28 protein-coding genes and 1 tRNA gene are annotated in these 22,449 nt (G+C 67.0%); 16 read left to right on the forward strand and 13 right to left on the reverse strand.

Annotated features, from left to right (window positions below):
- Positions 1-25: 25 nt before the first annotated feature.
- The 3 genes from hisD to AAIL68_RS06425 are packed head-to-tail and all read left to right on the forward strand — an operon-like array spanning position 26 to position 2,282.
- Entirely contained in the window at positions 26-1,339 is a 1,314-nt protein-coding gene (gene hisD, locus AAIL68_RS06415; RefSeq protein ID WP_347138792.1) for a histidinol dehydrogenase, read from the forward strand.
- Entirely contained in the window at positions 1,336-1,815 is a 480-nt protein-coding gene (locus AAIL68_RS06420; protein WP_347138794.1) for a UPF0262 family protein, read from the forward strand. The genes hisD and AAIL68_RS06420 overlap by 4 nt, the downstream gene beginning before the upstream one ends.
- 2 nt (positions 1,816-1,817) lie before the next feature.
- Positions 1,818-2,282 (forward strand): low molecular weight phosphatase family protein, encoded by a 465-nt coding sequence (locus AAIL68_RS06425; RefSeq protein ID WP_347138795.1) that lies wholly within the window; start codon positions 1,818-1,820, stop codon positions 2,280-2,282.
- Here the strand turns inward: AAIL68_RS06425 and AAIL68_RS06430 are convergent.
- Together AAIL68_RS06430 and AAIL68_RS06435 are read right to left on the reverse strand one after the other, a co-directional pair.
- Entirely contained in the window at positions 2,279-3,175 is an 897-nt protein-coding gene (locus AAIL68_RS06430; RefSeq protein WP_347138796.1) for a DMT family transporter, read from the reverse strand. The two genes, AAIL68_RS06425 and AAIL68_RS06430, sit on opposite strands and share 4 nt — an antisense overlap.
- A gap of 78 nt (positions 3,176-3,253) precedes the next feature.
- Positions 3,254-3,478, reverse strand: coding sequence for a DUF1127 domain-containing protein (locus AAIL68_RS06435; protein ID WP_347138798.1), 225 nt, complete (start codon positions 3,476-3,478; stop codon positions 3,254-3,256).
- A 137-nt stretch (positions 3,479-3,615) separates the two neighbouring features.
- Here AAIL68_RS06435 and AAIL68_RS06440 point away from each other — a divergent pair, with 137 nt between their 5' ends.
- From AAIL68_RS06440 to recR, 7 genes are all read left to right on the forward strand, one after another.
- Entirely contained in the window at positions 3,616-4,482 is an 867-nt protein-coding gene (locus tag AAIL68_RS06440; RefSeq protein WP_347138799.1) for a LysR family transcriptional regulator, read from the forward strand.
- A gap of 80 nt (positions 4,483-4,562) precedes the next feature.
- Positions 4,563-5,360: a tryptophan synthase subunit alpha gene (gene trpA / locus AAIL68_RS06445; RefSeq protein WP_347138801.1), complete on the forward strand. Its 798-nt coding sequence runs from the start codon at positions 4,563-4,565 to the stop codon at positions 5,358-5,360.
- Positions 5,360-5,857, forward strand: a complete 498-nt coding sequence (locus tag AAIL68_RS06450) for an N-acetyltransferase family protein (protein ID WP_347138803.1) — start codon at positions 5,360-5,362, stop codon at positions 5,855-5,857. Before trpA ends, AAIL68_RS06450 begins: the two co-directional genes overlap by 1 nt.
- Positions 5,858-5,922: 65 nt before the next feature.
- Entirely contained in the window at positions 5,923-6,648 is a 726-nt protein-coding gene (locus AAIL68_RS06455) for a molecular chaperone DjiA (protein WP_347138804.1), read from the forward strand.
- Positions 6,649-6,711: 63 nt separating this feature from the next.
- Positions 6,712-8,484 (forward strand): DNA polymerase III subunit gamma/tau, encoded by a 1,773-nt coding sequence (locus AAIL68_RS06460; protein WP_347138806.1) that lies wholly within the window; start codon positions 6,712-6,714, stop codon positions 8,482-8,484.
- A 3-nt stretch (positions 8,485-8,487) separates the two neighbouring features.
- Positions 8,488-8,832, forward strand: coding sequence for a YbaB/EbfC family nucleoid-associated protein (locus AAIL68_RS06465; RefSeq protein WP_347138807.1), 345 nt, complete (start codon positions 8,488-8,490; stop codon positions 8,830-8,832).
- 17 nt (positions 8,833-8,849) lie between these two features.
- Positions 8,850-9,446, forward strand: coding sequence for a recombination mediator RecR (gene recR, locus AAIL68_RS06470; protein ID WP_347138809.1), 597 nt, complete (start codon positions 8,850-8,852; stop codon positions 9,444-9,446).
- Positions 9,447-9,653: 207 nt separating this feature from the next.
- Here recR and AAIL68_RS06475 read toward each other — a convergent pair whose 3' ends face one another.
- Entirely contained in the window at positions 9,654-11,237 is a 1,584-nt protein-coding gene (locus tag AAIL68_RS06475; RefSeq protein WP_347138810.1) for a lysine--tRNA ligase, read from the reverse strand.
- A gap of 94 nt (positions 11,238-11,331) precedes the next feature.
- Here AAIL68_RS06475 and AAIL68_RS06480 point away from each other — a divergent pair, with 94 nt between their 5' ends.
- Positions 11,332-11,754 carry a tellurite resistance TerB family protein gene (locus AAIL68_RS06480; RefSeq protein WP_347138811.1) on the forward strand — a complete coding sequence of 141 codons (423 nt, stop codon included), beginning with the start codon at positions 11,332-11,334 and terminating at the stop codon, positions 11,752-11,754.
- Here AAIL68_RS06480 and AAIL68_RS06485 read toward each other — a convergent pair whose 3' ends face one another.
- From AAIL68_RS06485 to lgt, 5 genes are read right to left on the reverse strand one after another with little or no spacing between them, the layout of a single operon-like run.
- Positions 11,755-13,122, reverse strand: coding sequence for a D-alanyl-D-alanine carboxypeptidase (locus tag AAIL68_RS06485; RefSeq protein ID WP_347138813.1), 1,368 nt, complete (start codon positions 13,120-13,122; stop codon positions 11,755-11,757).
- Positions 13,119-13,709 (reverse strand): nicotinate-nucleotide adenylyltransferase, encoded by a 591-nt coding sequence (locus AAIL68_RS06490; protein WP_347138906.1) that lies wholly within the window; start codon positions 13,707-13,709, stop codon positions 13,119-13,121. The genes AAIL68_RS06485 and AAIL68_RS06490 overlap by 4 nt, the downstream gene beginning before the upstream one ends.
- Positions 13,709-14,473 (reverse strand): peptidoglycan editing factor PgeF, encoded by a 765-nt coding sequence (gene pgeF / locus AAIL68_RS06495; protein ID WP_347138815.1) that lies wholly within the window; start codon positions 14,471-14,473, stop codon positions 13,709-13,711. The genes AAIL68_RS06490 and pgeF overlap by 1 nt, the downstream gene beginning before the upstream one ends.
- Complete coding sequence (locus AAIL68_RS06500; protein ID WP_347138816.1) at positions 14,457-15,515, reverse strand: SAM-dependent methyltransferase; 1,059 nt, start codon at positions 15,513-15,515, stop codon at positions 14,457-14,459. Before AAIL68_RS06500 ends, pgeF begins: the two co-directional genes overlap by 17 nt.
- Entirely contained in the window at positions 15,512-16,396 is an 885-nt protein-coding gene (gene lgt / locus AAIL68_RS06505; RefSeq protein WP_347138818.1) for a prolipoprotein diacylglyceryl transferase, read from the reverse strand. Before lgt ends, AAIL68_RS06500 begins: the two co-directional genes overlap by 4 nt.
- Before the next feature lie 159 nt (positions 16,397-16,555).
- Here lgt and AAIL68_RS06510 point away from each other — a divergent pair, with 159 nt between their 5' ends.
- On the forward strand, positions 16,556-16,804 hold the full coding sequence (locus AAIL68_RS06510; protein ID WP_347138819.1) for an accessory factor UbiK family protein: 249 nt from the start codon (positions 16,556-16,558) through the stop codon (positions 16,802-16,804).
- On the opposite strand, the gene AAIL68_RS06515 is transcribed toward AAIL68_RS06510, so the two are convergent.
- Positions 16,795-17,100 (reverse strand): DUF6476 family protein, encoded by a 306-nt coding sequence (locus AAIL68_RS06515; RefSeq protein ID WP_347138821.1) that lies wholly within the window; start codon positions 17,098-17,100, stop codon positions 16,795-16,797. The two genes, AAIL68_RS06510 and AAIL68_RS06515, sit on opposite strands and share 10 nt — an antisense overlap.
- On the opposite strand from AAIL68_RS06515, the gene AAIL68_RS06520 reads away from it, so the two are divergent.
- The 4 genes from AAIL68_RS06520 to AAIL68_RS06535 all read left to right on the forward strand — a co-directional run bounded on the left by AAIL68_RS06520 (position 17,099) and on the right by AAIL68_RS06535 (position 20,409).
- Positions 17,099-18,124 carry an RluA family pseudouridine synthase gene (locus AAIL68_RS06520; RefSeq protein WP_347138822.1) on the forward strand — a complete coding sequence of 342 codons (1,026 nt, stop codon included), beginning with the start codon at positions 17,099-17,101 and terminating at the stop codon, positions 18,122-18,124. The two genes, AAIL68_RS06515 and AAIL68_RS06520, sit on opposite strands and share 2 nt — an antisense overlap.
- A gap of 142 nt (positions 18,125-18,266) precedes the next feature.
- Positions 18,267-19,175: an RNA polymerase sigma factor RpoH gene (gene rpoH / locus AAIL68_RS06525; protein ID WP_347138824.1), complete on the forward strand. Its 909-nt coding sequence runs from the start codon at positions 18,267-18,269 to the stop codon at positions 19,173-19,175.
- A 74-nt stretch (positions 19,176-19,249) separates the two neighbouring features.
- Complete coding sequence (locus AAIL68_RS06530; RefSeq protein WP_347138825.1) at positions 19,250-20,272, forward strand: hypothetical protein; 1,023 nt, start codon at positions 19,250-19,252, stop codon at positions 20,270-20,272.
- A 60-nt stretch (positions 20,273-20,332) separates the two neighbouring features.
- Positions 20,333-20,409: transfer RNA gene (locus AAIL68_RS06535), tRNA-Arg, on the forward strand.
- A 418-nt stretch (positions 20,410-20,827) separates the two neighbouring features.
- On the opposite strand, the gene AAIL68_RS06540 is transcribed toward AAIL68_RS06535, so the two are convergent.
- The 4 genes from AAIL68_RS06540 to AAIL68_RS06555 form a co-directional block, all read right to left on the reverse strand.
- A complete protein-coding gene (locus tag AAIL68_RS06540) occupies positions 20,828-21,112 on the reverse strand; it encodes a hypothetical protein (protein WP_347138826.1) in 285 nt (94 codons plus the stop codon).
- A 30-nt stretch (positions 21,113-21,142) separates the two neighbouring features.
- On the reverse strand, positions 21,143-21,448 hold the full coding sequence (locus tag AAIL68_RS06545) for a hypothetical protein (protein WP_347138828.1): 306 nt from the start codon (positions 21,446-21,448) through the stop codon (positions 21,143-21,145).
- 94 nt (positions 21,449-21,542) lie between these two features.
- On the reverse strand, positions 21,543-21,863 hold the full coding sequence (locus AAIL68_RS06550) for a hypothetical protein (RefSeq protein WP_347138830.1): 321 nt from the start codon (positions 21,861-21,863) through the stop codon (positions 21,543-21,545).
- A gap of 182 nt (positions 21,864-22,045) precedes the next feature.
- Positions 22,046-22,279, reverse strand: a complete 234-nt coding sequence (locus AAIL68_RS06555; RefSeq protein WP_347138831.1) for a hypothetical protein — start codon at positions 22,277-22,279, stop codon at positions 22,046-22,048.
- Between the last annotated feature and the right edge of the window lie 170 nt (positions 22,280-22,449).

Here is a 22,449-nt window from a genome sequence, read left to right on the forward strand (position 1 = left end):
AAGGCATGAGACCAGAGGACAGATCATGCCCGTCACGTTGAACACCTCCCAGCCCGATTTCGAGGCACGCTTCATCGATATGCTGTCGGCCAAGCGCGAGGATTCGACCGATGTGAACGACGCCGTGGCCGCGATCATCGCCGATGTGCGCAAGCGGGGCGATGCCGCGCTGCGCGATCTGACCAGCCGCTTCGACCGGCTGGACCTGACCCCCGACGGCTTGCGCTTCTCGCCCGAGGAGATCGCGGCGCAGGTCGCCCATGTCTCGCCCCAGGACCGCGCGGCGCTGACGCTGGCCGCAGACCGCATCCGCGCCTATCACGCGCGCCAGATGCCCCAAGACGAAAGCTGGACCGATCCGCAGGGCGCCACGCTGGGCTGGCGGTGGACGCCGGTTTCGGCTGCGGGGCTTTATGTGCCGGGGGGCCAGGCGGCCTATCCGTCCTCCGTCCTGATGAACGCGATCCCCGCGCGGGTGGCGGGGGTGGAGCGGCTGGTGATCTGCGTGCCGACACCGGGCGGCGTGATCAACCCGCTGGTGCTGCTGGCCGCGCAACTGTCCGGCGTGGACGAGATCTATCGCATCGGCGGGGCGCAGGCCGTTGCCGCCATGGCCTATGGCACGGATACCATCGCGCCGGTGGACAAGATCACCGGGCCGGGCAATGCCTATGTCGCGGCGGCGAAGCGCCAGGTGTTTGGCCGTGTCGGCATCGACATGATCGCCGGCCCGTCCGAAGTCCTGGTCATCGCCGAGAGCGATCAGAATCCCGACTGGCTGGCGCTGGATCTGCTGGCGCAGGCGGAACATGATGCCGATGCGCAGTCCATCCTGATCACCACCGATCCCGCGCTTGGCCATGCCGTCGCGGGTGCCGTGGACCGCATCCTGCCCACCCTGCCCCGCGCGCAGATCGCGGGGGCAAGCTGGCGCGACTATGGCACCATCATCATCGCCCGCGACCTGGACGAGGCAGCAAGCCTGTCGAACCGCATCGCGCCCGAGCATCTGGAGCTTTGCGTGGACGACCCCGAGGCCCTGGCCGCGAAATGCGTCCATGCCGGCGCGATCTTCCTGGGGCCACATACGCCCGAAGCGGTCGGCGATTATGTCAGCGGCCCGAACCACGTCCTGCCCACGGCGCGGTCGGCGCGCTTTTCGTCGGGACTGTCGGTGCTGGATTTCCTCAAGCGCACCACGATGGCGCGGCTGACGCCCGGCGCGCTGAATGCCGTGGGCCACGCCGCCATGCGGCTGGCCGCCGCCGAAGGGCTGCAGGCCCATGGCGAATCGATCCGTGCGCGGCTGGATCTGCTGAACGAAAGGGCCCCCGAATGACCCGGATCATCCAGATCGAGATCGACGATTCCCAGGCCCCTCCCGCCACGCCCGAGATGGAGCAGGAACGCCGCGTGGCGATATTCGACCTGATCGAGGACAACAGCTTCACCGTTCCGGGCCGCGAAGGCCAGCCTGCGCCCGAAGGGCCGTTCAGGCTGGACCTGTGCATCCGCGAACGGCGCCTTGTCTTCGACGTGGCCGCTGAACACGGCGACAAGGTGGCCGAATTCCACCTGTCCCTGGGCCCGTTCCGGCAGGTGACCAAGGACTATTTCCAGATCTGCCAAAGCTATTTCGACGCCGTGAAGCGCCTGCCCCCCGCCCAGATCGAGGCCATCGACATGGCCCGGCGCGGCATTCACAACGAAGGCGCCCGGACGCTGCAGGAGCGGCTGGAGGGCAAGGCCGAACTGGATATCGACACCGCCCGGCGCCTGTTCACCCTGATCTGCGCATTGGTGCCCCAAGGCTGACAATGGCCCAGAACGCGATCCCTGCCTCGGTCCTGTTCTGTTGTGATCACAACTCCATCCGCTCGCCCATTGCCGAAGGGATGATGAAGAAGTTCTATGGCCGCGCGGCCTATGTGCAGTCGGCGGGCGTCAAGAACGACATGGAGGTGGACGGCTTCGCTATCGCAGTCTGCGACGAGATCGGCGTCAGGATCGAGAACCACCGCAGCCGCAGCTTCGAGGAGATGAGGGACTGGGGCGACGACCTGGGCGGCTTCGACCTGATCGTGGCCCTGTCCCCCGCCAGCCAGCGGCAGGCGCTGGAACTGACGCGGGTGTTCCATCTGGACGTGGAATACTGGCCCATCATGGACCCCACGGGCCTGGCCGAAGGGCGCGAGGCGCAGCTTGCCGCCTATCGCCAGACCCGCGACCAGATCCGGGCGCGCATGATCGAACGCTTCGGTCCGCCCACGGCCGAAGCCTAGACTGCGGTTCGTTCCCCGCGCGCCTCCTCGGCCAGCAGCCACAGCGATGCGGCGATGATCAGGCCCGACCCGATCCACATGCTGCCCGGCGGCACGAAGCCGAAGGCGATGATGCCAAGGCCCACGTTGAAGGGCAGCTTCACGTGGTCGAAGGGTTGCAGGAAGGCCGCGTCCGCGATGGCATAAGCCCGCGCCAAGGCGTATTGCGCAAGCGCGGTCAGCAGCCCCGCGACGATCAGCGCAAGGATGGCGTCGATACCCGTCACCGCCAGCCCGCCCGCATTGGGCAGCAGCGCCAGCGCGAAGTTCAGCGGCGTCAGCAGCGCCAGCAGATAGAGCGTCAGGGTCGCCGGAGTCTCGGTCGCGGTCATGCGCTTGGTCATCAGCGACGCCGCCGCCCACAAGGCCGCCGCGCCCACCGGTGCCAGGGTCCACAGGGTGAAGGCGTCGGACCACGGCGCCAGGATCACCGCGCCGCCCGCAAAGCCCACCAGCACCGCCAGCCATCGCGCCGCCGTCACCTTTTCGCGCAGCAGCAGCGCCGCGCCAATGGTGACAAAGAACGGCGACAGCATGATCAGCGAAATCGCCTGCCAGATCGGCACATGCGCCAGCCCGAAGCCCCACAACTGCACCCCGCCCACGCCAAAGGCCACGCGCAGCACATGCGCGGGCAGCCGCCGCGTTGCGAATGCCGCCAGCCCGCTCCCCTGCCAGGGCAGCAGCGCCAGAAGCGCGATGCCGTATTGCCAGAAAGTCGCAGTCGGCGCGGCGACGCCGCCCTTCATCGTGACATATTGCAGCATGGTGTTGACGCAGGCGAACATCGCCCCCGCCGCGACCATCAGCAAGGCGCCGCGGCTTGCGGACCGGATGGCAAGGTGAGGCATCATGCGAGACCTGGACAAGAAAAAACCGCGCCGTTCCCTTACGGGCGGCGCGGCAGTTTGGCAATGCTGACGGGGTAAGGATCAGCGGCGCCAGTTGGTGGGCACGTCCCAGACGGGACGCGCGATCTCGTATGCGACCTGATCGCGGGTCAGGCCGATGTCGCAGAGTTGCGCATCGCTCAGATGCGCCAGATCCTGGCGCGACCGACGGACGCTCAGCATGGTCAGGATACGCTTGCCCAATGACGGGCGCGGTGAAGTGCCGTGCCCGGCAAGGACATGAAGCGATGCGGTCTTGAAAGACATCGTTCATCTCCGGTGATTGAACGCATCATCAATCGTGATGCGTATAAGGTGTATAATTTCCGTCCTTGATAGATAGACCCGGTAGATGTATTTTTGAAACGAATGTTTTTGATCCCATCCATCAGGAATGTTGAACCATGCGCAATCTGGACATCGGTACGCTGCGTTCGCTTCAGGCGGTGGCGGAATACGGCGCCGTCACCCGCGCGGCCGAGGCGCTGAACATGACGCAAAGCGCCCTGTCGATGCAGATGAAGCGGCTGGAGGATCTGTTCGGAGAGCCGATGCTGCAAAAGCAGGGCCGGGGCGTGGTGCTGACCGACCTTGCCCTGGAACTGCTGATCGAGGCGCGCAAGCTGGTGGCGCTGAACGACGCCATCGTGTCGCGCTTCACCGGCCAGCGGCCCGAGGCCCGGCTGCGCGTCGGCCTGACCAGCGACTGGCTGTTCATGAAGGTCGCCCAGGCGGTGCGCGCCTTCCGGCAGGACAATCCGCGTGTCGAGCTGATCATCAACGACGGGCGCAGCAGGGATCTGCGCCAGCAGATGAAGCGCGGCGAGCATGACGTGATCCTGACCACGGAGTTCGAGACGCCGCCGGGCGCGGTCCACCTGGCCAAGATCGACCTGGCCTGGTTCGGTGCCGTCGGGGGCACCGCCTGGACGCAGCGCCCCCTGCCCTTGGCGAACTCGCCCCATTGCGCCTATTACCCCGTCGGGCTGACGGCGCTGGAACGCGCGGGCATCGAATGGGTGCAGGCCGTGGCCGATGGCGGCAGCGACACCTGGCGGGTCAACGCCGCCGCCGATCTGGGCATCACGATCCTGCCGCGCGGCATCGCTCAGGCGGGGCTGGAGCCGGTGGAGCATGGCGGCGCCCTGCCCCCCCTGCCGCCGACCTGGCTGAACGTCTATGTGGCCGACGGTCCCGCCCGGCGCGAGGCCGCGGATTTCGCGGGCTATCTTCGCCGCGCCGTCTGCGAGGTCGCCGCGATGGCCGCATAAGGCCCTGGCCTTGTGCGGGCGCGCCACTTGATCCCGCCTGCGAACTGGGACACACAGGCCAGGTTCGCAGGAGGATGGCCATGACCCGGATCGACGATACCTTTCAGCGCCTTCAGGCCCAGGGGCGCAAGGCCTTCGTGACCTATATCATGGCCTCGGATCCCGATGACGCCACCATGCTGGAGATCATGCGCGGCCTGCCGGGCGCCGGGGTGGACATCATCGAACTGGGGGTGCCCTTCACCGATCCCATGGCGGATGGGCCCACGATCCAGGCGGCGGGCCAGCGCGCGCTTGCTGCAGGCGGTAGCGTGACGCGCACGCTGGAGATCCTACGCGAGTTCCGCAAATCCGACGACACAACTCCGGTCGTTCTGATGGGCTATTACAACCCCATCTATGCCCGGCCGGGCGGCGTCGCGCGGTTCCTGACCGAGGCCAAGGAGGCCGGGGTGGACGGGCTGATCGTCGTGGACCTGCCGCCCGAAGAGGACGAGGAGCTTTGCATCCCCGCCAATCGCGCCGGGTTGAACTTCATCCGCCTTGCCACGCCCACCACCGATGACCGCCGCCTGCCCGCTGTGGTCAAGAACACCTCGGGCTTCGTGTATTACGTCAGCGTGACGGGCATCACCGGCGGTCCCGCCGCCAATGCCGCCGAGGTCGCGCCCGAGGTCGCCCGCATCCGCGCCGCAGCCAAGCTGCCGGTCGTCGTGGGCTTCGGCATCTCGACCCCCGATGCGGCGGAACAGATCGCCAGTGTCGCCGACGGCTGCGTGGTGGGCAGCGCCATCGTCAAGAAGATCGCCGAAGGCCGCCCCGTGGCCGAGGTGCTGGACTTCGTGCGCGACCTGGCCGCCGGGGCGCATCGCGGCTGATGATCCGGCTGCGCGACGCCAGACCGCAGGACGTACCCGCCATCGCGGCGATCTGGAACCCGATCGTCCGCGACACCGTCATCACCTTCTGGCCCACGGAACGCAGCGAGGCGGAAATCGCCACGCTGATCCGCGACCGCCAGGCCGGAGGACATCCCTTCATCGTCGCCGAAGACGCAAGTGGGGTGGTGGGCTTTGCGACCTACACCCAGTTCCGCCACGGCGGCGGCTATGCCCGCAGCATGGAACACACCATCTACCTGGCACCCGAGGCGCGGGGCAGCGGCACCGGCCGCCTGCTGCTGGACGGCTTGGAGGATCGCGCCCGCAGCGCCGGACACCGGCTTTTGATCGGCGGCATCACGGCATCGAACGAAGGATCGCTGCGGTTCCACCTGCGGGCGGGCTATGCCGAATGGGGACGGATCCCCTGCGCTGGCTGGAAGTTCGGCACGTTCCACGACCTTGTGCTAATGGGCAAGGATCTGGCGGGCTGACCGGCGGCCGCGACACCCTGCCCCTACACTTGGCGCGCGTTAGCGGCTAACCTGTCCCCATGGACATGCGCGCGAATGATATCCCCTGCCCCTGCCTGCCGAAGCCCCGCAGCTTCTGGCAGCGCATCGGCGACCGGCTGGCCGCGCTGCTGGGCAGCCCGCGCGCGGCGGTCCCGCCCGAACGCTCGGTGGCCTTCACCATCGCCGTGATCGCCCTTGGCGCCAAGCTTGCCAAGGCCGACGGCACCGTGGGCCGGGCCGAGGTCGCGGCCTTCCGCCGCGTCTTCATCATCCCGCGCGCCGAGGAAAAGAACGCCGCCCGCGTCTTCGACCTGGCGCGGCAGGACGTGGCGGGCTTCGATGCCTGGGCGCGCCGCATCGCCGCCATGTTCCCCCCGGGAGATCCGGTCCTGGCCGACGTGATCGAGGGGTTGTGCATCATCGCCGTGGCCGATGGCGGGATGCACGAAAACGAGATCCTGTTCATCGACGAGGTCGGCCGCATCTTCGGCCTGCCTGCCGAACGCACAGCCGCGATCCGCCTGCGCCATGACCGCCAGACCGGCTGCCCGCCCTGCGACGTGCTGGGCATCCCGCTCGACACCCCCCTGCCCGAGGCGCGCAAGCGTTTCCGCGCCCTGATCCTGGAAGCCCATCCCGACCGCGCCATCGCGCGCGGCCTGCCGCCCGAGGCCGTGCGCCTGGCCGAGGCCCGCACCCGCCGCCTGAACGAGGCCTGGGAGAAGTTCCGCCAGATGCGTCGCGGCACCGTCCCCGAGCCCGCCGAATAGGCGGGTCTTGTCGCGCCGGGTGCCAGCGACTAGGTTCGGCATGACCCTTTGACGGACCCCACGATGCCCCAAGACGCAGCACCTGCCTATCAGGTCCTGGCCCGAAAATACCGGCCCGAGACCTTTGCCGACCTGGTCGGCCAGGACGCCATGGTGCGCACGCTGAAGAACGCCTTTGCCGCCGACCGCATCGCGCAGGCTTTCGTGATGACCGGCATTCGCGGCACCGGAAAGACCACGACCGCGCGGATCATCGCCAAGGGCATGAACTGCATCGGTCCCGACGGCCAGGGCGGTCCGACGACGGAACCCTGCGGCACCTGCGAGCATTGCGTGGCGATCAGCGAAGGCCGCCATGTCGATGTGCTGGAAATGGACGCCGCGTCCCGCACCGGCGTGAACGACATCCGCGAGATCATCGAGTCGGTGCATTACCGGGCGGCATCCGCACGCTACAAGATCTACATCATCGACGAAGTCCACATGCTCTCCACCAGCGCCTTCAACGCGCTGCTAAAGACGCTGGAGGAACCGCCCCCGCATGTGAAGTTCATCTTCGCCACGACCGAGATTCGCAAGGTTCCCGTCACGGTCCTGTCGCGCTGCCAGCGCTTCGACCTGCGCCGGATCGAGCCCGAGGTGATGATCGCCCTGCTGCGCCGCATTGCGACCGCCGAAGGTGCGCAGATCACCGACGACGCCTTGGCGCTGATCACACGCGCTGCCGAAGGCTCTGCCCGCGACGCGACCAGCCTTCTGGACCAGGCGATCAGCCACGGCGCGGGGGAAACCACGGCGGAACAGGTCCGCGCCATGCTGGGCCTTGCCGACCGCGGCCGCGTCATCGACCTGTTCGAGATGATCCTGCGCGGCGATGCGGCCTCCGCCCTGACGGAACTGCAGTCGCAATATGCCGACGGCGCCGATCCGGTGGCCGTGCTGCGCGACTTGGCGGAAATCACGCACTGGATCTCGGTCGTGAAGATCACGCCGGATGCGGGCGACGATCCGACGATCGCGCCGGACGAACGCGTGCGTGGCAAAGAACTGGCCGACCGTCTGGCGATGCGCGTGCTGACGCGGTTGTGGCAGATGCTGCTCAAGGCACTTGAGGAGGTGTCCGCCGCGCCGAACGCGATGATGGCGGCGGAAATGGCGATCATCCGTCTGACCCATGTGGCCGACCTGCCTGACCCCGAGGCGCTGATCCGCCGGGTACAGCAGGCCCAGGCGGCGGGCGATTTCGCGCGTTCCGCTGCCCCGGCAGCGCCCGCGCAGGCACCCCGCGCGGCTCGCCCCGCGCCGGTCATCGCACAACGGTCAGGCGCCGCGACGGCCTTGGCGGTCAGCCCGGACGCCTTCGCGGCCTGGCCTGACTTTGCCTCGGTCCTGGATCTGATCCGGCGCATGGGAGACATGCTGCTGCTGGTGCAGGTCGAACGGCATGTGGGCCTTGTCCGCTACAGCCCCGGCCGGATCGAGTTCGAGCCGCGCGGCAACGCCCCGCGCGATCTGGCGCAGAAGCTGGCCGAACGCCTGCGCGGCTGGACCGGCGGGCAACGCTGGGCGGTCACCGTCACCAACGAAGGCGGCGCGCCCACCATTGCCGAACAGCAGGCGGCGGAGCAGCGCGAACGCGAGGAACGCGCCCTGCAACTGCCCATCGTGCAGCAGGTGCTGGCGACCTTCCCCGGCGCCACGCTGAAGCGCGTGACCCGTGCCGCGCCCGAACCGCAGGTCGAGGATGTGGCGGATGGCGCCGCCAACCCGCACGAACTGACCCAGGGCCCCGTGGCCGAGGTCGAGGAATGGGATCCCTTCGAGGACGAGGAATAGAACATGATCAAGGGTTTGGGCGGCTTTGGCGACATGGCCAAGATGATGAAGGCCGCCAAGGACATGCAGGACCGGATGCAGCAGATGCAGGCCAGCCTGGACACCATCACCGTGACCGGCGAGTCGGGTGCCGGTCTGGTCAAGGCGACTGCCACCGCCAAGGGCGAGTTGACCGCCTTGGAAATCGACCCGTCGATCTTCGTGCCCTCGGAAAAGGAGGTGGTCGAGGATCTGATCCTGGCCGCCATCAAGGACGCGCAGCGCAAGGCACAGGAAAAGATGCAGTCCGAAATGGCTCGAATTACCCAGGAACTGGGCCTGCCCGCCGACATGAAGCTGCCCTTCTGAATGGCGGCCCGTGAATAATGGACGGCAGTGACGACATCCAGACGCTTGTCGGGCTGATGGCGCGGTTGCCGGGGCTTGGGCCACGGTCCGCCCGGCGGATCGTGCTGCACCTGATCCGCAAGCGCAGCGGGCAGATGTCGCAACTGGCCGGGCTTCTGGAGCGCGTGGCGGTCAATTCCCGCGAATGCGTGACCTGCGGCAATATCACCGACCGTGACGAATGCGCGATCTGCTCGGATCCCGCCCGCGCGACCGGAGAGATTTGCGTGGTGCAGGACGTGGCCGATCTGTGGGCGATGGAGCGTGGCCGCGCCTTCGGCGGGCGGTATCACGTGCTGGGGGGCACGCTGTCGGCGCTGGATGAGGTCGGGCCGGACGACCTTGGCATCCCCGCCCTGATCGACCGGGTGGAGCGGGAAAAGATCCGCGAGGTCATCCTGGCCCTGAACGCCACCGTCGATGGTCAGACGACTGCGCACTACATCGCCGACGCCCTGGTGGATTCAGGCGCAACCGTCACGGGGCTTGCGCAGGGTGTGCCTATCGGCGGAGAGTTGGACTACCTGGACGACGGCACGATCAGCGCGGCGCTGCGCGCGCGGCGCAAGCTTTAGGAGATCTGCTGCGCTTGTCCGGCGGAAACAGGAAACGCATCGCGTTTCGCCGCCCGCGTGTGACAGTGCCGCCGGAAACGCCACCATCCCGCGACCAGGAGAGGCCAACGCCCACCGGGTCGGGCGCTGGCCGTGCCTTTGGGCCCGGCGGCGTGGGTGGATAACGCGGCGCGTGGCGAAGGCGATGGGCCTTCGCCAGTCACGGCCTCAAGCCTCGGCCAGTTCCCCTGCCAGCGCCTTCTCGATCAGCGCCCGCGTCTCATCAATCCCATACAGCGCGATGAAACCACCAAAGCGCGGCCCTTGGTCGGCGCCCAGCAGCACCTGATACAGCGCCGCGAACCAGTCGCGCAGCGGCTCGAAGCCGTGGTCCTTGCCGATGGCGAAGACCATCGACTGCAGCGCCTCGGGGTCGGCGAGCTGGTCCCAGGCGGCCAAGCGCCCGGCCAGATCCTCCATGGCGCGGCGCTCCACTTCGGTCGGCGCGCGGAAAGTCCGGGTCGGTGCAACGAAATCGGTGAAATAGCGCACGGCAAAGCCCGCCGCCTGGTCCAGCCCCGGATGCGTCTTGGGGCTGGCCTCGGGCGCATAACGGCGGATGAAGCCCCAGAGCCCGTCCTTGTCCTTCGCCCCCGCGACGGACGCCAGATTCAGCAGCATCTGGAACGGCACCACCATGTCGCTGGCAGGCACCTCACCGCCGTGGATGTGCCAGACCGGGTTTGCAAGCTGCTGGTCCACCGTCTGGTCGGGATAGGCGCGCAACTGCTGATGATATTCATCGACGGCCTTCGGGATGACATCGAAATACATCCGCTTGGCCGTCTTGGGCTTCTGGTACATGAAATAGGACAGGCTCTCGGTCGCCGCATAGGTCAGCCATTCGTCGATGGACAGCCCATTGCCCTTGGACTTGCTGATCTTCTGGCCGTGTTGGTCCAGGAACAGCTCATAAGTGAAATGCTCGGGTGCGCGGCCGCCAAGAATCCGGCAGATGCCGTCATAGATCGGCGTGTTGGTGGAATGGTCCTTGCCATACATCTCGAAGTCCACGTCCAGCGCGGCCCAGCGGGCGCCGAAATCGGGCTTCCATTGCAGCTTCACCTGACCGCCCGTGACCGGCAGCGTGGTTTCCACGCCATCCTCGTCGTCAAAGGTGATCGTGCCGTTCTTCGCGTCCACATGCTTGATCGGAACATACAGAACCTTACCGGTCTTGGGGCTGATCGGCAGGAAACAGGAATACGTCTGCTGGCGTTCCTCGCGCAAGCTAGCCAGCATCACCTCCATGATCGCGTCATAACGCTCAGCGGCCAGCAGCAGCGTGTCGTCGAATTGGCCCGACTTGTAGAATTCGGTCGCGCTGATGAATTCGTACTCAAACCCGAAAGTATCCAGGAAGCGGCGCAGCATGGCGTTGTTGTGGCCGCCGAAGCTGTCATATTCGCCGAAGGGGTCCGGCACCGTGGTCAGCGGTTCCTGCAGGTGCTGCTTCAGCATGTCCTGGTTCGGGACGTTTTCCGGCACCTTGCGCATCCCGTCCATGTCGTCGGAAAAGCAGAACAGCCGCGTGGGAATGTCGCTGATGATCTGAAACGCGCGGCGGATCATCGTGGTCCGCGCGACCTCTCCGAAGGTGCCGATATGGGGCAGGCCGGATGGGCCATAGCCCGTCTCGAACAGGACATAGCCCTTGTCGGGATCCTTCTTCTCGTACCGTTTCAGCACCCGGCGCGCCTCCTCGAACGGCCAGGCCTTCGATTGCATTGCGGCGTCGCGCAGGGTGGTCATGGCGTCTTCTCCTGTTCCAAGACCTTGACGCCTTATTGAAAGGGGGCTCAATCGTCAATAATTTGCGCCCGAACTGATTTCCAGAGGACCAGCCATGACCATCGACCTGCCCTCGTTCTCGCCCTGCGATGCCTTGGTGGCGGTCATGGTCGCGGTGCTGGCCTCGGACCAGACCTATCGCACGTCCGAACTGGTGGCGATCCAGCGCAGCGTGGACCATTACCCCGTCTTTGCCGAATATGACGACGACCGGATCCGCGCCATCAGCCAGACCGTGATGACCCTGTTCGAGGATGAGGACGGCATCGACGCCCTGTTCGGCCTGATCCGCGACGCCCTGCCGGAAAAGCTCTACGAGACCGCCTATGCCCTGGCCTGCGACGTGGGCGCGGCGGACGGGCGCCTGTATGAAGGCGAGGTCGCCATGCTGGCCGAGATCCGGCACCAGTTGAACATCCCCCGCCTGCACGCCGCCGCCATCGAACTGTCGGCCCAGGTGCGCCACCGCGTCCTGTAGTCAGGACCAGATCGCCAGCATGTCGCGCTGAAGCCGCTTGGCGTCGCGCGTCCAGGACAGCACGCCCGCGGGCAGTTCCTGCCCCGCCGTCGCGGCCTGCCGCCGCGCATCCGTGCAGAGGATGGCGAAGGCGGATTGCGCGCCATCCGGGCGTTGCAGATAACCCGCAAGGTTCGACACGAAGTTCAGCGTTCCGGTCTTGGCGCGGATCTGCGCGGCCTGCGCCGGATCGCGGCCCAGATCCTCGTTCAGCGGGTTCAGCTTCAGCAGGTCGGGCAGGCCCGCCGCAACGCCAGGGCCCGCCAGCAACCGTGCCATGCCCTGCGCCGTGACGCGGCTGTCGGGCGACAGCCCCGAATGATCGGCCAGCGTGAAATCCGCGCCCTGCCCCTGTTCCGCCAGCCAGGCCATCATCGCGCGGGCCGAGGCTGCGGGATCCGTTGCGCCGCTGGCATGCAGGCCCACGGCCTCGGCGGTCAGGTTGGTCGAGAAATAGAGCATCCCGCGCAGGATCTCCTCCAGCGGCGGGCTGGAATGGCTGGCCACGACCTCGCCCGGCGGCAGGTCGTCGATAACTTCAGGCGCGGGCAGGACCAGACCTTGGGCGCGGCACAGTGTCTGGAACACATCGCCCGCATAGAGTTCCGGCCTGCGAACAGGCAACCAGCGGCTGCCGGGGCGCGCGGTGGCGGCGCGCGAGACGGCCCAGATTTCGCGGGTGCCATCTTCTTGCCAGGAAAACAGGTCGGCCTGATCGCCCGGTGCCGCCGTGATCGTATAGGCGCGCGGGGAATGGGCCGAACCCCGCGCCTCCAGCGACATCTGCGATCCGCCCTGCCGCCAGCCCAGATGCACGCGGTTGAAGTTCAGGATCATCCCCGACAGCGCGGGGTTATAGGCCAGGTGATCGGCCTGCGGTGGCGCGATCTCCTCGATCTGCGGCAGGGCGCCGCCCCAGACGGCAAAGCGCGCGGGCGCAGGCTGGCCGGCCGCGGCAAGATCGCCCGCCAGCCGCGCAAGATCGTCGGTGGACAGCACCGGATCGCCGCCCCCGACCAGGACCAGCATGTCCCCCGCGCGAATGATCCTTGTGGCGAAGGTGCGGATTCGCCCCAGCTTGGCCAGCGCATACAGCGCCGTCACCGCCTTGAGGGTGCTGGCGGGCATCATCGGCGCGGCCGCCAGCGCGGCATCCGCCAGATTGTCGCCGGGCAGATCCATGCGCACATAGGCGACGAGGCCGGGCAGCCCCGCCGTGGCGACCACCGGACCCGCCGTAAAGGCGGGCTTGGCGGGCGGACGGGCCCAAGCCGGCGCCACCACCGGCAGGGCGGCAAGGCCCGCCAGAAGGGCGCGCCGGTGCATCATCGCCCCGCCCTCAGCGCGGTCGAGGATTGGCGCGACATCGGCAGGTTCAGCAGCACCCAGGCGGGCGGCCTGCGCAGGGCCAGCGTCCCCGCCTGCGACAGCGGCAGGCGCGCGCGCGCCATGGCTTGGGCAGCGGTCGAATGGCGGGCCGATGTTCGTGATCCCGGCCGGGCCAGCACGCCGATGGGGACGCTGGCCGCGATCTGTTTCCAGCGGTCCCAGCGGTGGAATTGCACCAGATTGTCCGACCCCATCAGCCAGACGAAGCGCACGCCGGGATAGAGCCGCTTCAGCGCCGTGATGGTGTCCGCCGTCATCCGCGTGCCAAGGCGCCGTTCGATGTCGGTCACGACCACGCGCGGATCGGTCAGCAACCGCCGGGCATGGGCAAGCCGTTCCGCCATTGGTGCAGGCCCCCGCGCCTTCAACGGATTGCCGGGCGAGACAAGCCACCAGACGCGGTGCAGCCGGAACTGGCACAGCGCGGCCCGGGTGATCGCCACATGGCCTTCATGGGCGGGATCGAAGGATCCCCCCAGCAGGCCGATGCGCATCCCCGGCAGCGCAAGGGGAAGCCCCGCCCGGATCAAAGCGCGATGGCCGAGATCAGCCTGCCGTAATCGGCCTCGCCCTCATGCGTGGCGCGGCGATAGCTGAAGAACTTGTCGGGGTTGGAATAGGTGCAATGGCCGGACCATTCGGCCTCGACCCCCGCATCGCGCAGCCGCATCAAGCCAAAGGACGGCAGGTCGAACATCGGCCGTCCGTTCGGCCCGCCGCTGAAGAAGCGGTCATAGGCGGAATCCTCGGCCAGGAAGCTGTCCATGAAATCATGGCCCACCTCATAGGCGCGCTGGCTGATGGTGGGGCCGATCACCGCGCGGATCTGCGTGGCGCCAAGCGTGCGCATGGCATCGACCGTCGCCTCGATGATGCCGTCCCGCGCGCCGCGCCAGCCTGCGTGGCAGGCGCCGATGACGCCCGCATCCGGGTCGGCCAGCAGGATCGGCTGGCAGTCGGCGGTCAGCACGGCCAGGGCCACGTCCCGGCGGGCGGTGACGATGCCGTCGGCCTCGGTATTGGCGACCGTCGGAATGTCGCTGGTATCAGACAGCGTGACCACATCGGCGGAATGGACCTGCTTCACGGTCGTCAGCGCATCGGCGGGAACGCCCATGGCGGCCGCCACGCGGGCGCGGTTCAGGGCCACCATCTCGGTCTGGTCGGTCGAGCGGCGGCCGCAGTTCAGCCCCGCGAACAGGCCCGAGGATGCGCCACCCTTGCGGGTGAAGAAACCGTGCCTGACATCGCGAAGCAGAGGATGGGTCAGGATCTCAAGCGTGGTCTGCATGAAGCCTCAGCGCGTCAAATCCGGGCACCGGGGGCGCCCCTTTCGGCCAGATGGCCATGGCCTTGAACAGGTGACCCATTTCATCCGGGTGGGTCAAGCGCCGAAGCGCCGCCAATGCGCCCGCGTCCCCTGCCGCCGCCAGCCGGTCCGCGCGCTGCGCCGCGCCCAGCGACAGCAGCCAGTCGCCCTGGTGGATCGGAGGCGAGGCCACCGCCCCCGCCCGGATCGCCGCGGCGGCCAAGGGGGCGAAATCGACATGGGCGGTCAGGTCGGCTTCGCCGGGATGGGCGAGCGGATCCTCGGGGGCGTGATTGCGCAGCGCCTGGAAGGTGTCGCCATAGCCGTTCCAGCCGCCGTAATCGACAAAGATCGCCGCGCCGCCATGCGCCGCGATCCCGCGGGCGATGGCTTCGACAATGGCGGGCGCGGCGGGGCATTCCTCGACCACGTCGCCGGGCTGGCCCTCGCGGGGCAGTTGCACCACGGGGCCGAGACCGAGGCGCAGGCCGGTCTCCGACAGGCCGACCATGCGCTCACACCAGCCAACCGGGGTGCGCTGATATTGGCGGATCGGCAAGGCGTCGAAGAACTCGTTTGCTATCAGGAACAAGGGTTTGCCTGGCAGTTGCTCGACGCTGTCGAGATGCGTGACCGCGCCAAGCCGATCCTGCTGGATCTGGCGCAGATGCAGGGACGCCTCGATCAGCGCGACTTCGGCCGCCTCGGCCATGCCGGGGGCCTTGCGGATCGCGCGCAGCATGTCGGCCATCAGGGTGCCGCGCCCTGGTCCGATCTCGGCCAGGGTGAAGGGCGCGGGGCTGCCCTGGTCCATCCAGGCCTGCGCCAGCACCAGCCCGCAAAGCTCTCCGAACATCTGATGGATCTCGGGCGCGGTGGTGAAATCGCCCTTGGCGCCGAAGGGATCGCGCGTGGCGTAATAGCCGTAGCGGGGATGGAGCAGGCAGATCTCCATATAGTCCGCCAGCGTGATCGGACCCGTGGCCCGGATGCGTCCTGCAATGATTTCACCCAGGGGCGTCATGCGGCAGCCACCGCCAGACGGCGCCAGGCCCGCCAGATGAAGAACAACCCGATCAGCACCATGGGCAGCGACAGAAGCTGGCCCATGGTCAGGCCGACCACTGGGCCGCCGATGACATGGCCCCAAGGGTTGTCCGGCGTGATGAACTGCGCGTCCGCCACGCGGAACAGTTCCACGAACATGCGCGCCAGCCCGTATCCGGCCAGGAAGACCCCGAAGGCCAGACCCGGACGGCGCAGCCCGCCCGCGCGGACCAGCGCGAACAGGATCAGGCCCAGAAGCAGCCCCTCCAGCCCTGCCTCGTAAAGCTGGCTGGGGTGGCGGGCGCAGGGGCCCACCACGCCGGGGCAGGCTTGCGCGGCCTCGCCCGGAAAGATCACGCCCCAAGGCAGGTCGGTCGGGCGGCCCCACAATTCGGCGTTGATGAAGTTGGCGATGCGGCCGAAGAACAGGCCGATGGGCGCGACCACCGCCATGGCGTCTGCCAGCCGCAGGGCCGGGATGCCGTTCGCGCGGCAGAACAGCCATGTGGCGACGATCACGCCCGCGAAGCCGCCGTGGAAGCTCATCCCGCCCTGCCAGACCTTGATGATCTCGGCCGGGTTCGCAAGGTAGAAGCCCGGCTCGTAGAACAGCACGAAGCCCAGCCGGCCGCCCAGGATCACCCCCAGGATGACCCAGGTCAGCAGATCGTCCACCCGGTCCGCCGCCATCGGCGCCCGGTCGCCCCAGATGCGGTCGCGGCGCATCATCGCCATGATGATCCGCCAGCCGATCAGCAGCCCCGCCAGATAGGCCAGCGCGTACCAGCGCAGCGACAGGGTCAGCCCGCCCAGATGGATGGTGAAGATCTCGGGGGCGATATTCGGAAAAGGGATCATTGGGCCTCGCTTGTGCGCGGCGCACGCTAGTCAGCGGGGACGCGGTGTCAACCTGCGGGACGGGCGGCGGTCTTGTGCGATTGCAGCATCGACCGCATTGAACCCCGCCGCCGCGCAGCCCATATAGGCGGGCAAGCACGTATCGGGGGCGAAGGCCAAATGACCACGCAAAACAAGTTCTTTGACGACATCTCGAAGCTGATGACCAATGCCATGGGCGTGGCCCACGGCGCCAAGACCGAGGCCGAGACCGCCATGAAGGGCTGGATCGACCGCTGGCTTGCTGATCGCGACTTCGTGACCCGCGAGGAATTCGAGGCCGTGCGCGAGATGGCCATCAAGGCGCGTACCGAAAACGCCGAATTGAAGGCGCGGCTGGACGCGATGTCTGCGGGCCGTCAGGGCTGAACCCGGTCCCGCAGCGCGCCGGAACGGTCATACAGCAGCACCTCGCCCGCGTGGGTCACGACCACGGTCCAATCGCGGGCAAAGGTCACGGCCTGGGCCTGCGCGCCTTCGGGCAGCGTGATCGCGTCAGGCAGGCCGGGAAGCACCGGCTGGCTGAAGCGGATCCACAGCAGCGCGACGATGGCGATCATGCCAAGGCCCATCACAAGCGCCAGCCCCGTCACCAGCCAGCGCAGCAGCCGCAATTCCGGCACCGCTTTCGCCGCCGCTTTCCAGTCGCTATCATCCTTGTCCATGTCGAACCTTGTTGTCACCATCCCGGCCAATCCGCCCGAGCGGCTTGATAAGGCGCTTGCCCTGGCGGTGCCAGAGGCTGCGGCCCTGTCGCGGTCGCGGCTGGCCCAACTGATCGCGGACGGCGCCGTCAGCGGCCCGGACGGGGTGGTCCGCAACGGCAAGGCCCGCGTGGCCGAAGGACAGGATTACCTGATCCACGTCCCCGACCCCGAACCCGTCGAAACCCGGCCCGAGGCGATCCCGCTGGTCATCGTCCATGAGGACGACGACCTGATCGTCATCGACAAGCCCGCCGGGATGGTCGTCCACCCTGCCCCCGGCAGCCCGAACGGCACGCTGGTCAACGCGCTTCTGGCCCATTGCGGCGACACGCTGTCGGGGATCGGCGGCGAAAAGCGCCCCGGCATCGTGCATCGGATCGACAAGGACACCTCCGGCCTGCTGGTGGTTGCGAAATCCGACCGTGCCCATCACAGGCTGGCGGCGCAGTTCGAGGCGCATACGGCGCAGCGCCGCTATCTGGCGCTGGCCCATGGGGTGATCGACGGCGCCGACGCGCGCCTGCGCGGCACGCCCGGCGTCAGCTTCGAGGACGGGGCGGTGCTGAAGATCACCTCGCGCCTGACCCGCCACGCGACGGACCGGCAGCGGCAGGCGGTCTATTTCGACAAGGGCCGCCATGCGGTCACGCGGGCACGGATGCTGGAACGCTTTGGCACGCCGCCGGTCGCCATGCTGGTCGAATGCCGGCTGGAAACCGGGCGGACGCATCAGATCCGCGTCCACATGGCCCATGCCGGGCTGGGGCTGATCGGCGATCCGGTCTATGGCGGGGCGCGGCGGGCGTCGGCCAAGGCGCTTGGTGCGGCGGCCGAGGCGGTCAGCGTCTTTCCCCGGCAGGCGCTTCACGCGGCCCATCTGGGCTTTGACCATCCGGTGACGGGCGAGAGCTTGTCCTTCGACAGCCCCCTGCCCGCCGACATGCAGGCACTTCTGGACGCCCTGCGCCTGACGGGAACGTGAAGCCCTGGCGCCTGACCTGTTCACGATTTCCAGACAGAATGACCCCAAGGCCCTTATCCGGGCACAAACACCCTTGTCCCAGGTTGTCGGAACCCCGCCCGCGCGGGTTGCGTTGCCCGGACATCTGCGAAAGGCCAGCGACATGGCAAGTTACGGAAACCTACCCGCCCCCAGCCCCGAACAGGGGCTGAACCGCTATCTGCAGGAAATCCGCAAGTTCCCCCTGCTGGAACCCGAGGAAGAATACATGCTGGCCAAGGCCTGGGCCGATCACCAGGACAGCGAGGCCGCCCACAAGCTGGTCACGTCCCACCTGCGCCTGGCCGCCAAGATTGCCATGGGCTATCGCGGATACGGCTTGCCGCAGGCCGAGGTGATCTCCGAGGCGAACGTGGGCCTGATGCAGGCGGTCAAGCGGTTCGACCCCGAGCGCGGCTTCCGTCTTGCGACCTATGCGATGTGGTGGATCCGCGCATCCATCCAGGAATACATCCTGCGGTCCTGGTCGCTGGTGAAGATGGGGACGACCAGCGCGCAGAAGAAGCTGTTCTTCAACCTGCGCAAGGCCAAGTCCCGCATCGGCGCGCTTGAGGAAGGCGACCTGCGCCCCGAAAACGTCGCCCAGATCGCCAACGACCTGAACGTGACCGAGCAGGAGGTGATCGAGATGAACCGCCGCCTGTCGGGTGGCGACGCGTCCCTGAACGCGACGGTCGGTTCGGGGGATGGCGAATCGACATCCCAATGGCAGGACTGGCTGGAGGACGAGGACGCCAACCAAGCCGAGGCCTTTGCCGAATCCGAGGAACTGGACACCCGCCGGCAGATGCTGATGCAGGCGATGGACGTGCTGAACGACCGCGAAAAGGACATCCTGATCGAACGCCGGTTGCGCGACGATCCCCTGACGCTGGAGGATCTGTCGGCCCGCTACGATGTCAGCCGCGAACGGATCCGCCAGATCGAGGTCAGGGCCTTTGAAAAGCTGCAGGACCGGATGCGGGTGCTGGCGCGGGACAAGGGGATGCGGGTTCCCGAAGGGGTTGCCTGAACCTGTCCAGCAGGCGCAATTGACCTGCCCTTGGCGCGCGCTATGGTCGCCTGAATGATGGCAGACCGGACCCGATGACCGCGCTTGTGAAATTTCAACGGCTCGAAGCCCAGGGGTCGTGGCGCGCGACCCCGGACGCGCCCCTGCGCGAAGTCATCGTGGCGTTGGGCGAGGCCACGCTGGTCCTGTCCGACCCCGGCACCGACCGCCCCCTGTCGCACTGGTCCCTGCCTGCGGTCGTGCAGCTGAACCCCGGCAGCCTTCCCGCCATCTATGCGCCCGGAGCCGAGGGGACGGACGAGACCGTCGAGATCGACGACCCGCTGATGATCGAGGCGATTTCCAGGGTCCAGGGGGCGATTGCCAGCCATCGCGCCCATTCCGGGCGCCTGCGCGGGGTTCTGCTGGTCCTGGCGATCCTGATGGTCCTGGGGGGACTGGCCTTCTGGCTGCCGGGCGCCCTGATGACCCATGCCGCCCGCATCGCACCGCCCGCGCAGGCGCGCGACATCGGCATGGCAATCCTTGCCGATCTTGAGAAGACCGCGGGCGCGGTCTGCACGCGCGCCTCGGGGCAGGCGGTGCTGGATCACCTGGCGCCGCGGCTGCTTGATCCGGGCGCGATCATCCGCGTCGTCCCCGGCCCCCTGGGCGGCGCGCGCCGCCTGCCGGGCGGCTTGTATGTCATCGGCAACGACCTGCTGCGGGCCGCCCCCGGCCCCGAGGTGGCTGCGGCGCATCTGGTCGCGGCCCAGCTTGCCAGCGATGATGCGGATTTGCGGTCGGTCGCCATCGCCCATGCCGGATTGCCTGCATCGCTGCGGCTGATGACCCTGGGCCATATGTCCCGCGACGCGATGGCGGGATATGGCGCCGCGATGCTGCTGCAACCCACCCCTCGTCCCGCCGATGCCGATCTGCTGGCCGCATTGTCGGATCGCGGGATTCCGGCGGAACCCTATGCCCGTTCCATCGACCCCACGGGGCAGACCGTCCTGCCTTTGATCGAGGGCGATCCGTTCCGCGACAATCCCCCTGCCCGTCCGCTTCTGACCGATGAACAATGGCTGGCCCTGCAACAGATCTGCGCGGGCTGACGACGGCCTGTCGTTTTCGCCGTTGCACCCCGGCGGCGCTGCGGTTATTCACGGCCCCAGGCACCCGTAGCTCAGCTGGATAGAGCGCTGCCCTCCGAAGGCAGAGGTCACAAGTTCGAATCTTGTCGGGTGCACCAATATTTACTGGCATCTTGGATGGGTTGACGGCGTCGATTGCGTTGTCCGCACAGATTGCCGCATAGAAACCATTATTTGGATGCAGATTTCGTCGCAAGAATCGCGGGGTCGTTTTGGGTTGGCTCGTCGTTGGCCTATATACCCTGTGTCCTGGGCGAGCTGTGGAAAGCGAGCCCCTCCATCAACCGGTTTCTTGCCACGGGAGATGGGTATGGCGCCAGCGGCCGACGTGTCTGGAATTGAGCAGGAGGGGTGTCCCGGCCGTGCCCCAGCGAACAACGGCACCGGACTCGTAACCGGCAGTGAGGCGGCGTGGAAAGCAGACACGCGATTTGATGGCGAGACGTGGCCAGCACCCCCAGCCGGAGTAGCGACCGGCCCTCACAAGAAGGCCGCCCCTCGGGGCGGCCTTTCTCTTTATGGAGGCCCATCTTCTCCTGAACCGGATCCACCCGGCGGCGGAACTGGTCTCTGCCGTTCCTCCTCCAGCTCCTTCTCCAGCTCCATTCTTTTTATATGCGCTTTCAGCCTCCTGATGACGGACTGAAGCCCCACAACATCGCCGCTCGCGATAGCGGCCAAGGTGTGCGCCTGCAGCAACAAAGGCGCATTCGACCCCAACTCTTTGAGCAGTGTCTCGGCTTCGGCTATTAAACTTTGAGGCGTGGGTTCCGGGCGTTGGTCATCCTTGCTGTCCGTCATCGCTTTCTCCTCTTCGATGAAGGAAGCTTATCAACCGCTGCGTGAAGCCGCCAGCCACGCCAGCTTCTCGTGCGATGACAGCCGGGCCACGATGTGCTGGAACGACAGAATAACCCGGCGCGTCTCCTGGGCAACGACACCGGCGAGTTGCAAAGGGTCTGCCAGCACCCTGTCATCCAGATAGTGGGTCATGCCGATGTCCGTGACGCCGGGCACTCGATAGCAGACACCCAGGAAAGACCGGCCATCTGCATCCCGGCCAGTTTCCCATACCATCTTCGTTGGGTCGAATGTGAATGGATCATTCATATAAATGCCTTTGGCGACTTTCTTCATCGCAGAGGAAAATAGGACTGAAATCAGCAATCCAGAAACGAAACGTAGACGAAGTGCTACGCCATAGAGAAAAGGGCGCCCGGAGGCGCCCCTTCTATTCACCGACTTCATTAGCGGCTTGCCACTGTTCCAGAGCCACCCGCAGCCGAACGATGGCCTGGCGTTCCTCTGGTCGCGCGTCTCGGAACACGGCGATGATGCGCGGATCGTCAACGTCCTGGCCTTCGGACGCCCAAAATGGAATGCAGGCCGCCTGCGGATAAACAGTGCACCGCTGCATCAGGTCCGCTTTCTCCGCGTGCGTTGCGCGGCGATCGAACGCAAAGACACGGTCGTGCAGATCTTGCCGACACGCCGCAGCCAGTGGCCCACCGCCGCGCTCCCAGCCGTGCCACGTGTCCCACAAATCAGTCATGCCGCACCTCTTCAACTGGTGATTGTATGCCCCCAATGTCCGGTAACTGGAAGAGCTTCAGCGCTTCTTGGGCAGGCATCCGCCGCACCTCTTCCTCCGGCGCGCCTGAAGCGCGACGCAGGGCGAAATGCAGGTCCAGACGGCACTCCAGAACGGCGCCCAATCGACGCCATGGAGCCCAGCTACTCATCGCCCCTGCCCCGGCGGCGCTGGTCGCGAATCTGAACGTCGTAGAACAGGGGCCAGCCCACGACCGCGGTCCATACGGTGTTCACGATTACCAGGATGACGCGAAGGATGATGATCGCCAGCCAGATCAGGACAATGAACGCCCAGGCGCCATTCAAGGCAGCAATGACGGACCCACCGAACGCCACGATGGCGAACACGGCATTAACTCGACCCCACCAGAACATTGGCGGCCTCCTATGATATGGGAATGGAAAAGGGCGGCCCCATCCGAACCGCCCTATCGCGCGACACTTCGCCCATGCGTTCGCGCCAGCATGTCCCGGTGCAATCCCCCCGGGTTGGGATTGGCGGGGGCCTCTGGACTCGAACCAAAGCCATGCGGGCCATGGACCCC

It is taken from the genome of Paracoccus sp. SSK6 (assembly GCF_039770665.1).
Lineage (GTDB): Bacteria > Pseudomonadota > Alphaproteobacteria > Rhodobacterales > Rhodobacteraceae > Paracoccus.

What these genes read in the sequence shown, in the direction of transcription:
- hisD (WP_347138792.1), top strand. Translation starts at nt 26, where the DNA reads ATGCCCGTCACGTTGAACACCTCCCAGCCCGATTTCGAGGCACGCTTC.
- AAIL68_RS06420 (WP_347138794.1), top strand. Translation starts at nt 1,336, where the DNA reads ATGACCCGGATCATCCAGATCGAGATCGACGATTCCCAGGCCCCTCCC.
- AAIL68_RS06425 (WP_347138795.1), top strand. Translation starts at nt 1,818, where the DNA reads ATGGCCCAGAACGCGATCCCTGCCTCGGTCCTGTTCTGTTGTGATCAC.
- AAIL68_RS06430 (WP_347138796.1), bottom strand. Translation starts at nt 3,175, where the DNA reads ATGATGCCTCACCTTGCCATCCGGTCCGCAAGCCGCGGCGCCTTGCTG.
- AAIL68_RS06435 (WP_347138798.1), bottom strand. Translation starts at nt 3,478, where the DNA reads ATGTCTTTCAAGACCGCATCGCTTCATGTCCTTGCCGGGCACGGCACT.
- AAIL68_RS06440 (WP_347138799.1), top strand. Translation starts at nt 3,616, where the DNA reads ATGCGCAATCTGGACATCGGTACGCTGCGTTCGCTTCAGGCGGTGGCG.
- trpA (WP_347138801.1), top strand. Translation starts at nt 4,563, where the DNA reads ATGACCCGGATCGACGATACCTTTCAGCGCCTTCAGGCCCAGGGGCGC.
- AAIL68_RS06450 (WP_347138803.1), top strand. Translation starts at nt 5,360, where the DNA reads ATGATCCGGCTGCGCGACGCCAGACCGCAGGACGTACCCGCCATCGCG.
- AAIL68_RS06455 (WP_347138804.1), top strand. Translation starts at nt 5,923, where the DNA reads ATGCGCGCGAATGATATCCCCTGCCCCTGCCTGCCGAAGCCCCGCAGC.
- AAIL68_RS06460 (WP_347138806.1), top strand. Translation starts at nt 6,712, where the DNA reads ATGCCCCAAGACGCAGCACCTGCCTATCAGGTCCTGGCCCGAAAATAC.
- AAIL68_RS06465 (WP_347138807.1), top strand. Translation starts at nt 8,488, where the DNA reads ATGATCAAGGGTTTGGGCGGCTTTGGCGACATGGCCAAGATGATGAAG.
- recR (WP_347138809.1), top strand. Translation starts at nt 8,850, where the DNA reads ATGGACGGCAGTGACGACATCCAGACGCTTGTCGGGCTGATGGCGCGG.
- AAIL68_RS06475 (WP_347138810.1), bottom strand. Translation starts at nt 11,237, where the DNA reads ATGACCACCCTGCGCGACGCCGCAATGCAATCGAAGGCCTGGCCGTTC.
- AAIL68_RS06480 (WP_347138811.1), top strand. Translation starts at nt 11,332, where the DNA reads ATGACCATCGACCTGCCCTCGTTCTCGCCCTGCGATGCCTTGGTGGCG.
- AAIL68_RS06485 (WP_347138813.1), bottom strand. Translation starts at nt 13,122, where the DNA reads ATGATGCACCGGCGCGCCCTTCTGGCGGGCCTTGCCGCCCTGCCGGTG.
- pgeF (WP_347138815.1), bottom strand. Translation starts at nt 14,473, where the DNA reads ATGCAGACCACGCTTGAGATCCTGACCCATCCTCTGCTTCGCGATGTC.
- AAIL68_RS06500 (WP_347138816.1), bottom strand. Translation starts at nt 15,515, where the DNA reads ATGACGCCCCTGGGTGAAATCATTGCAGGACGCATCCGGGCCACGGGT.
- lgt (WP_347138818.1), bottom strand. Translation starts at nt 16,396, where the DNA reads ATGATCCCTTTTCCGAATATCGCCCCCGAGATCTTCACCATCCATCTG.
- AAIL68_RS06510 (WP_347138819.1), top strand. Translation starts at nt 16,556, where the DNA reads ATGACCACGCAAAACAAGTTCTTTGACGACATCTCGAAGCTGATGACC.
- AAIL68_RS06520 (WP_347138822.1), top strand. Translation starts at nt 17,099, where the DNA reads ATGTCGAACCTTGTTGTCACCATCCCGGCCAATCCGCCCGAGCGGCTT.
- AAIL68_RS06515 (WP_347138821.1), bottom strand. Translation starts at nt 17,100, where the DNA reads ATGGACAAGGATGATAGCGACTGGAAAGCGGCGGCGAAAGCGGTGCCG.
- rpoH (WP_347138824.1), top strand. Translation starts at nt 18,267, where the DNA reads ATGGCAAGTTACGGAAACCTACCCGCCCCCAGCCCCGAACAGGGGCTG.
- AAIL68_RS06530 (WP_347138825.1), top strand. Translation starts at nt 19,250, where the DNA reads ATGACCGCGCTTGTGAAATTTCAACGGCTCGAAGCCCAGGGGTCGTGG.
- AAIL68_RS06540 (WP_347138826.1), bottom strand. Translation starts at nt 21,112, where the DNA reads ATGACGGACAGCAAGGATGACCAACGCCCGGAACCCACGCCTCAAAGT.
- AAIL68_RS06545 (WP_347138828.1), bottom strand. Translation starts at nt 21,448, where the DNA reads ATGAAGAAAGTCGCCAAAGGCATTTATATGAATGATCCATTCACATTC.
- AAIL68_RS06550 (WP_347138830.1), bottom strand. Translation starts at nt 21,863, where the DNA reads ATGACTGATTTGTGGGACACGTGGCACGGCTGGGAGCGCGGCGGTGGG.
- AAIL68_RS06555 (WP_347138831.1), bottom strand. Translation starts at nt 22,279, where the DNA reads ATGTTCTGGTGGGGTCGAGTTAATGCCGTGTTCGCCATCGTGGCGTTC.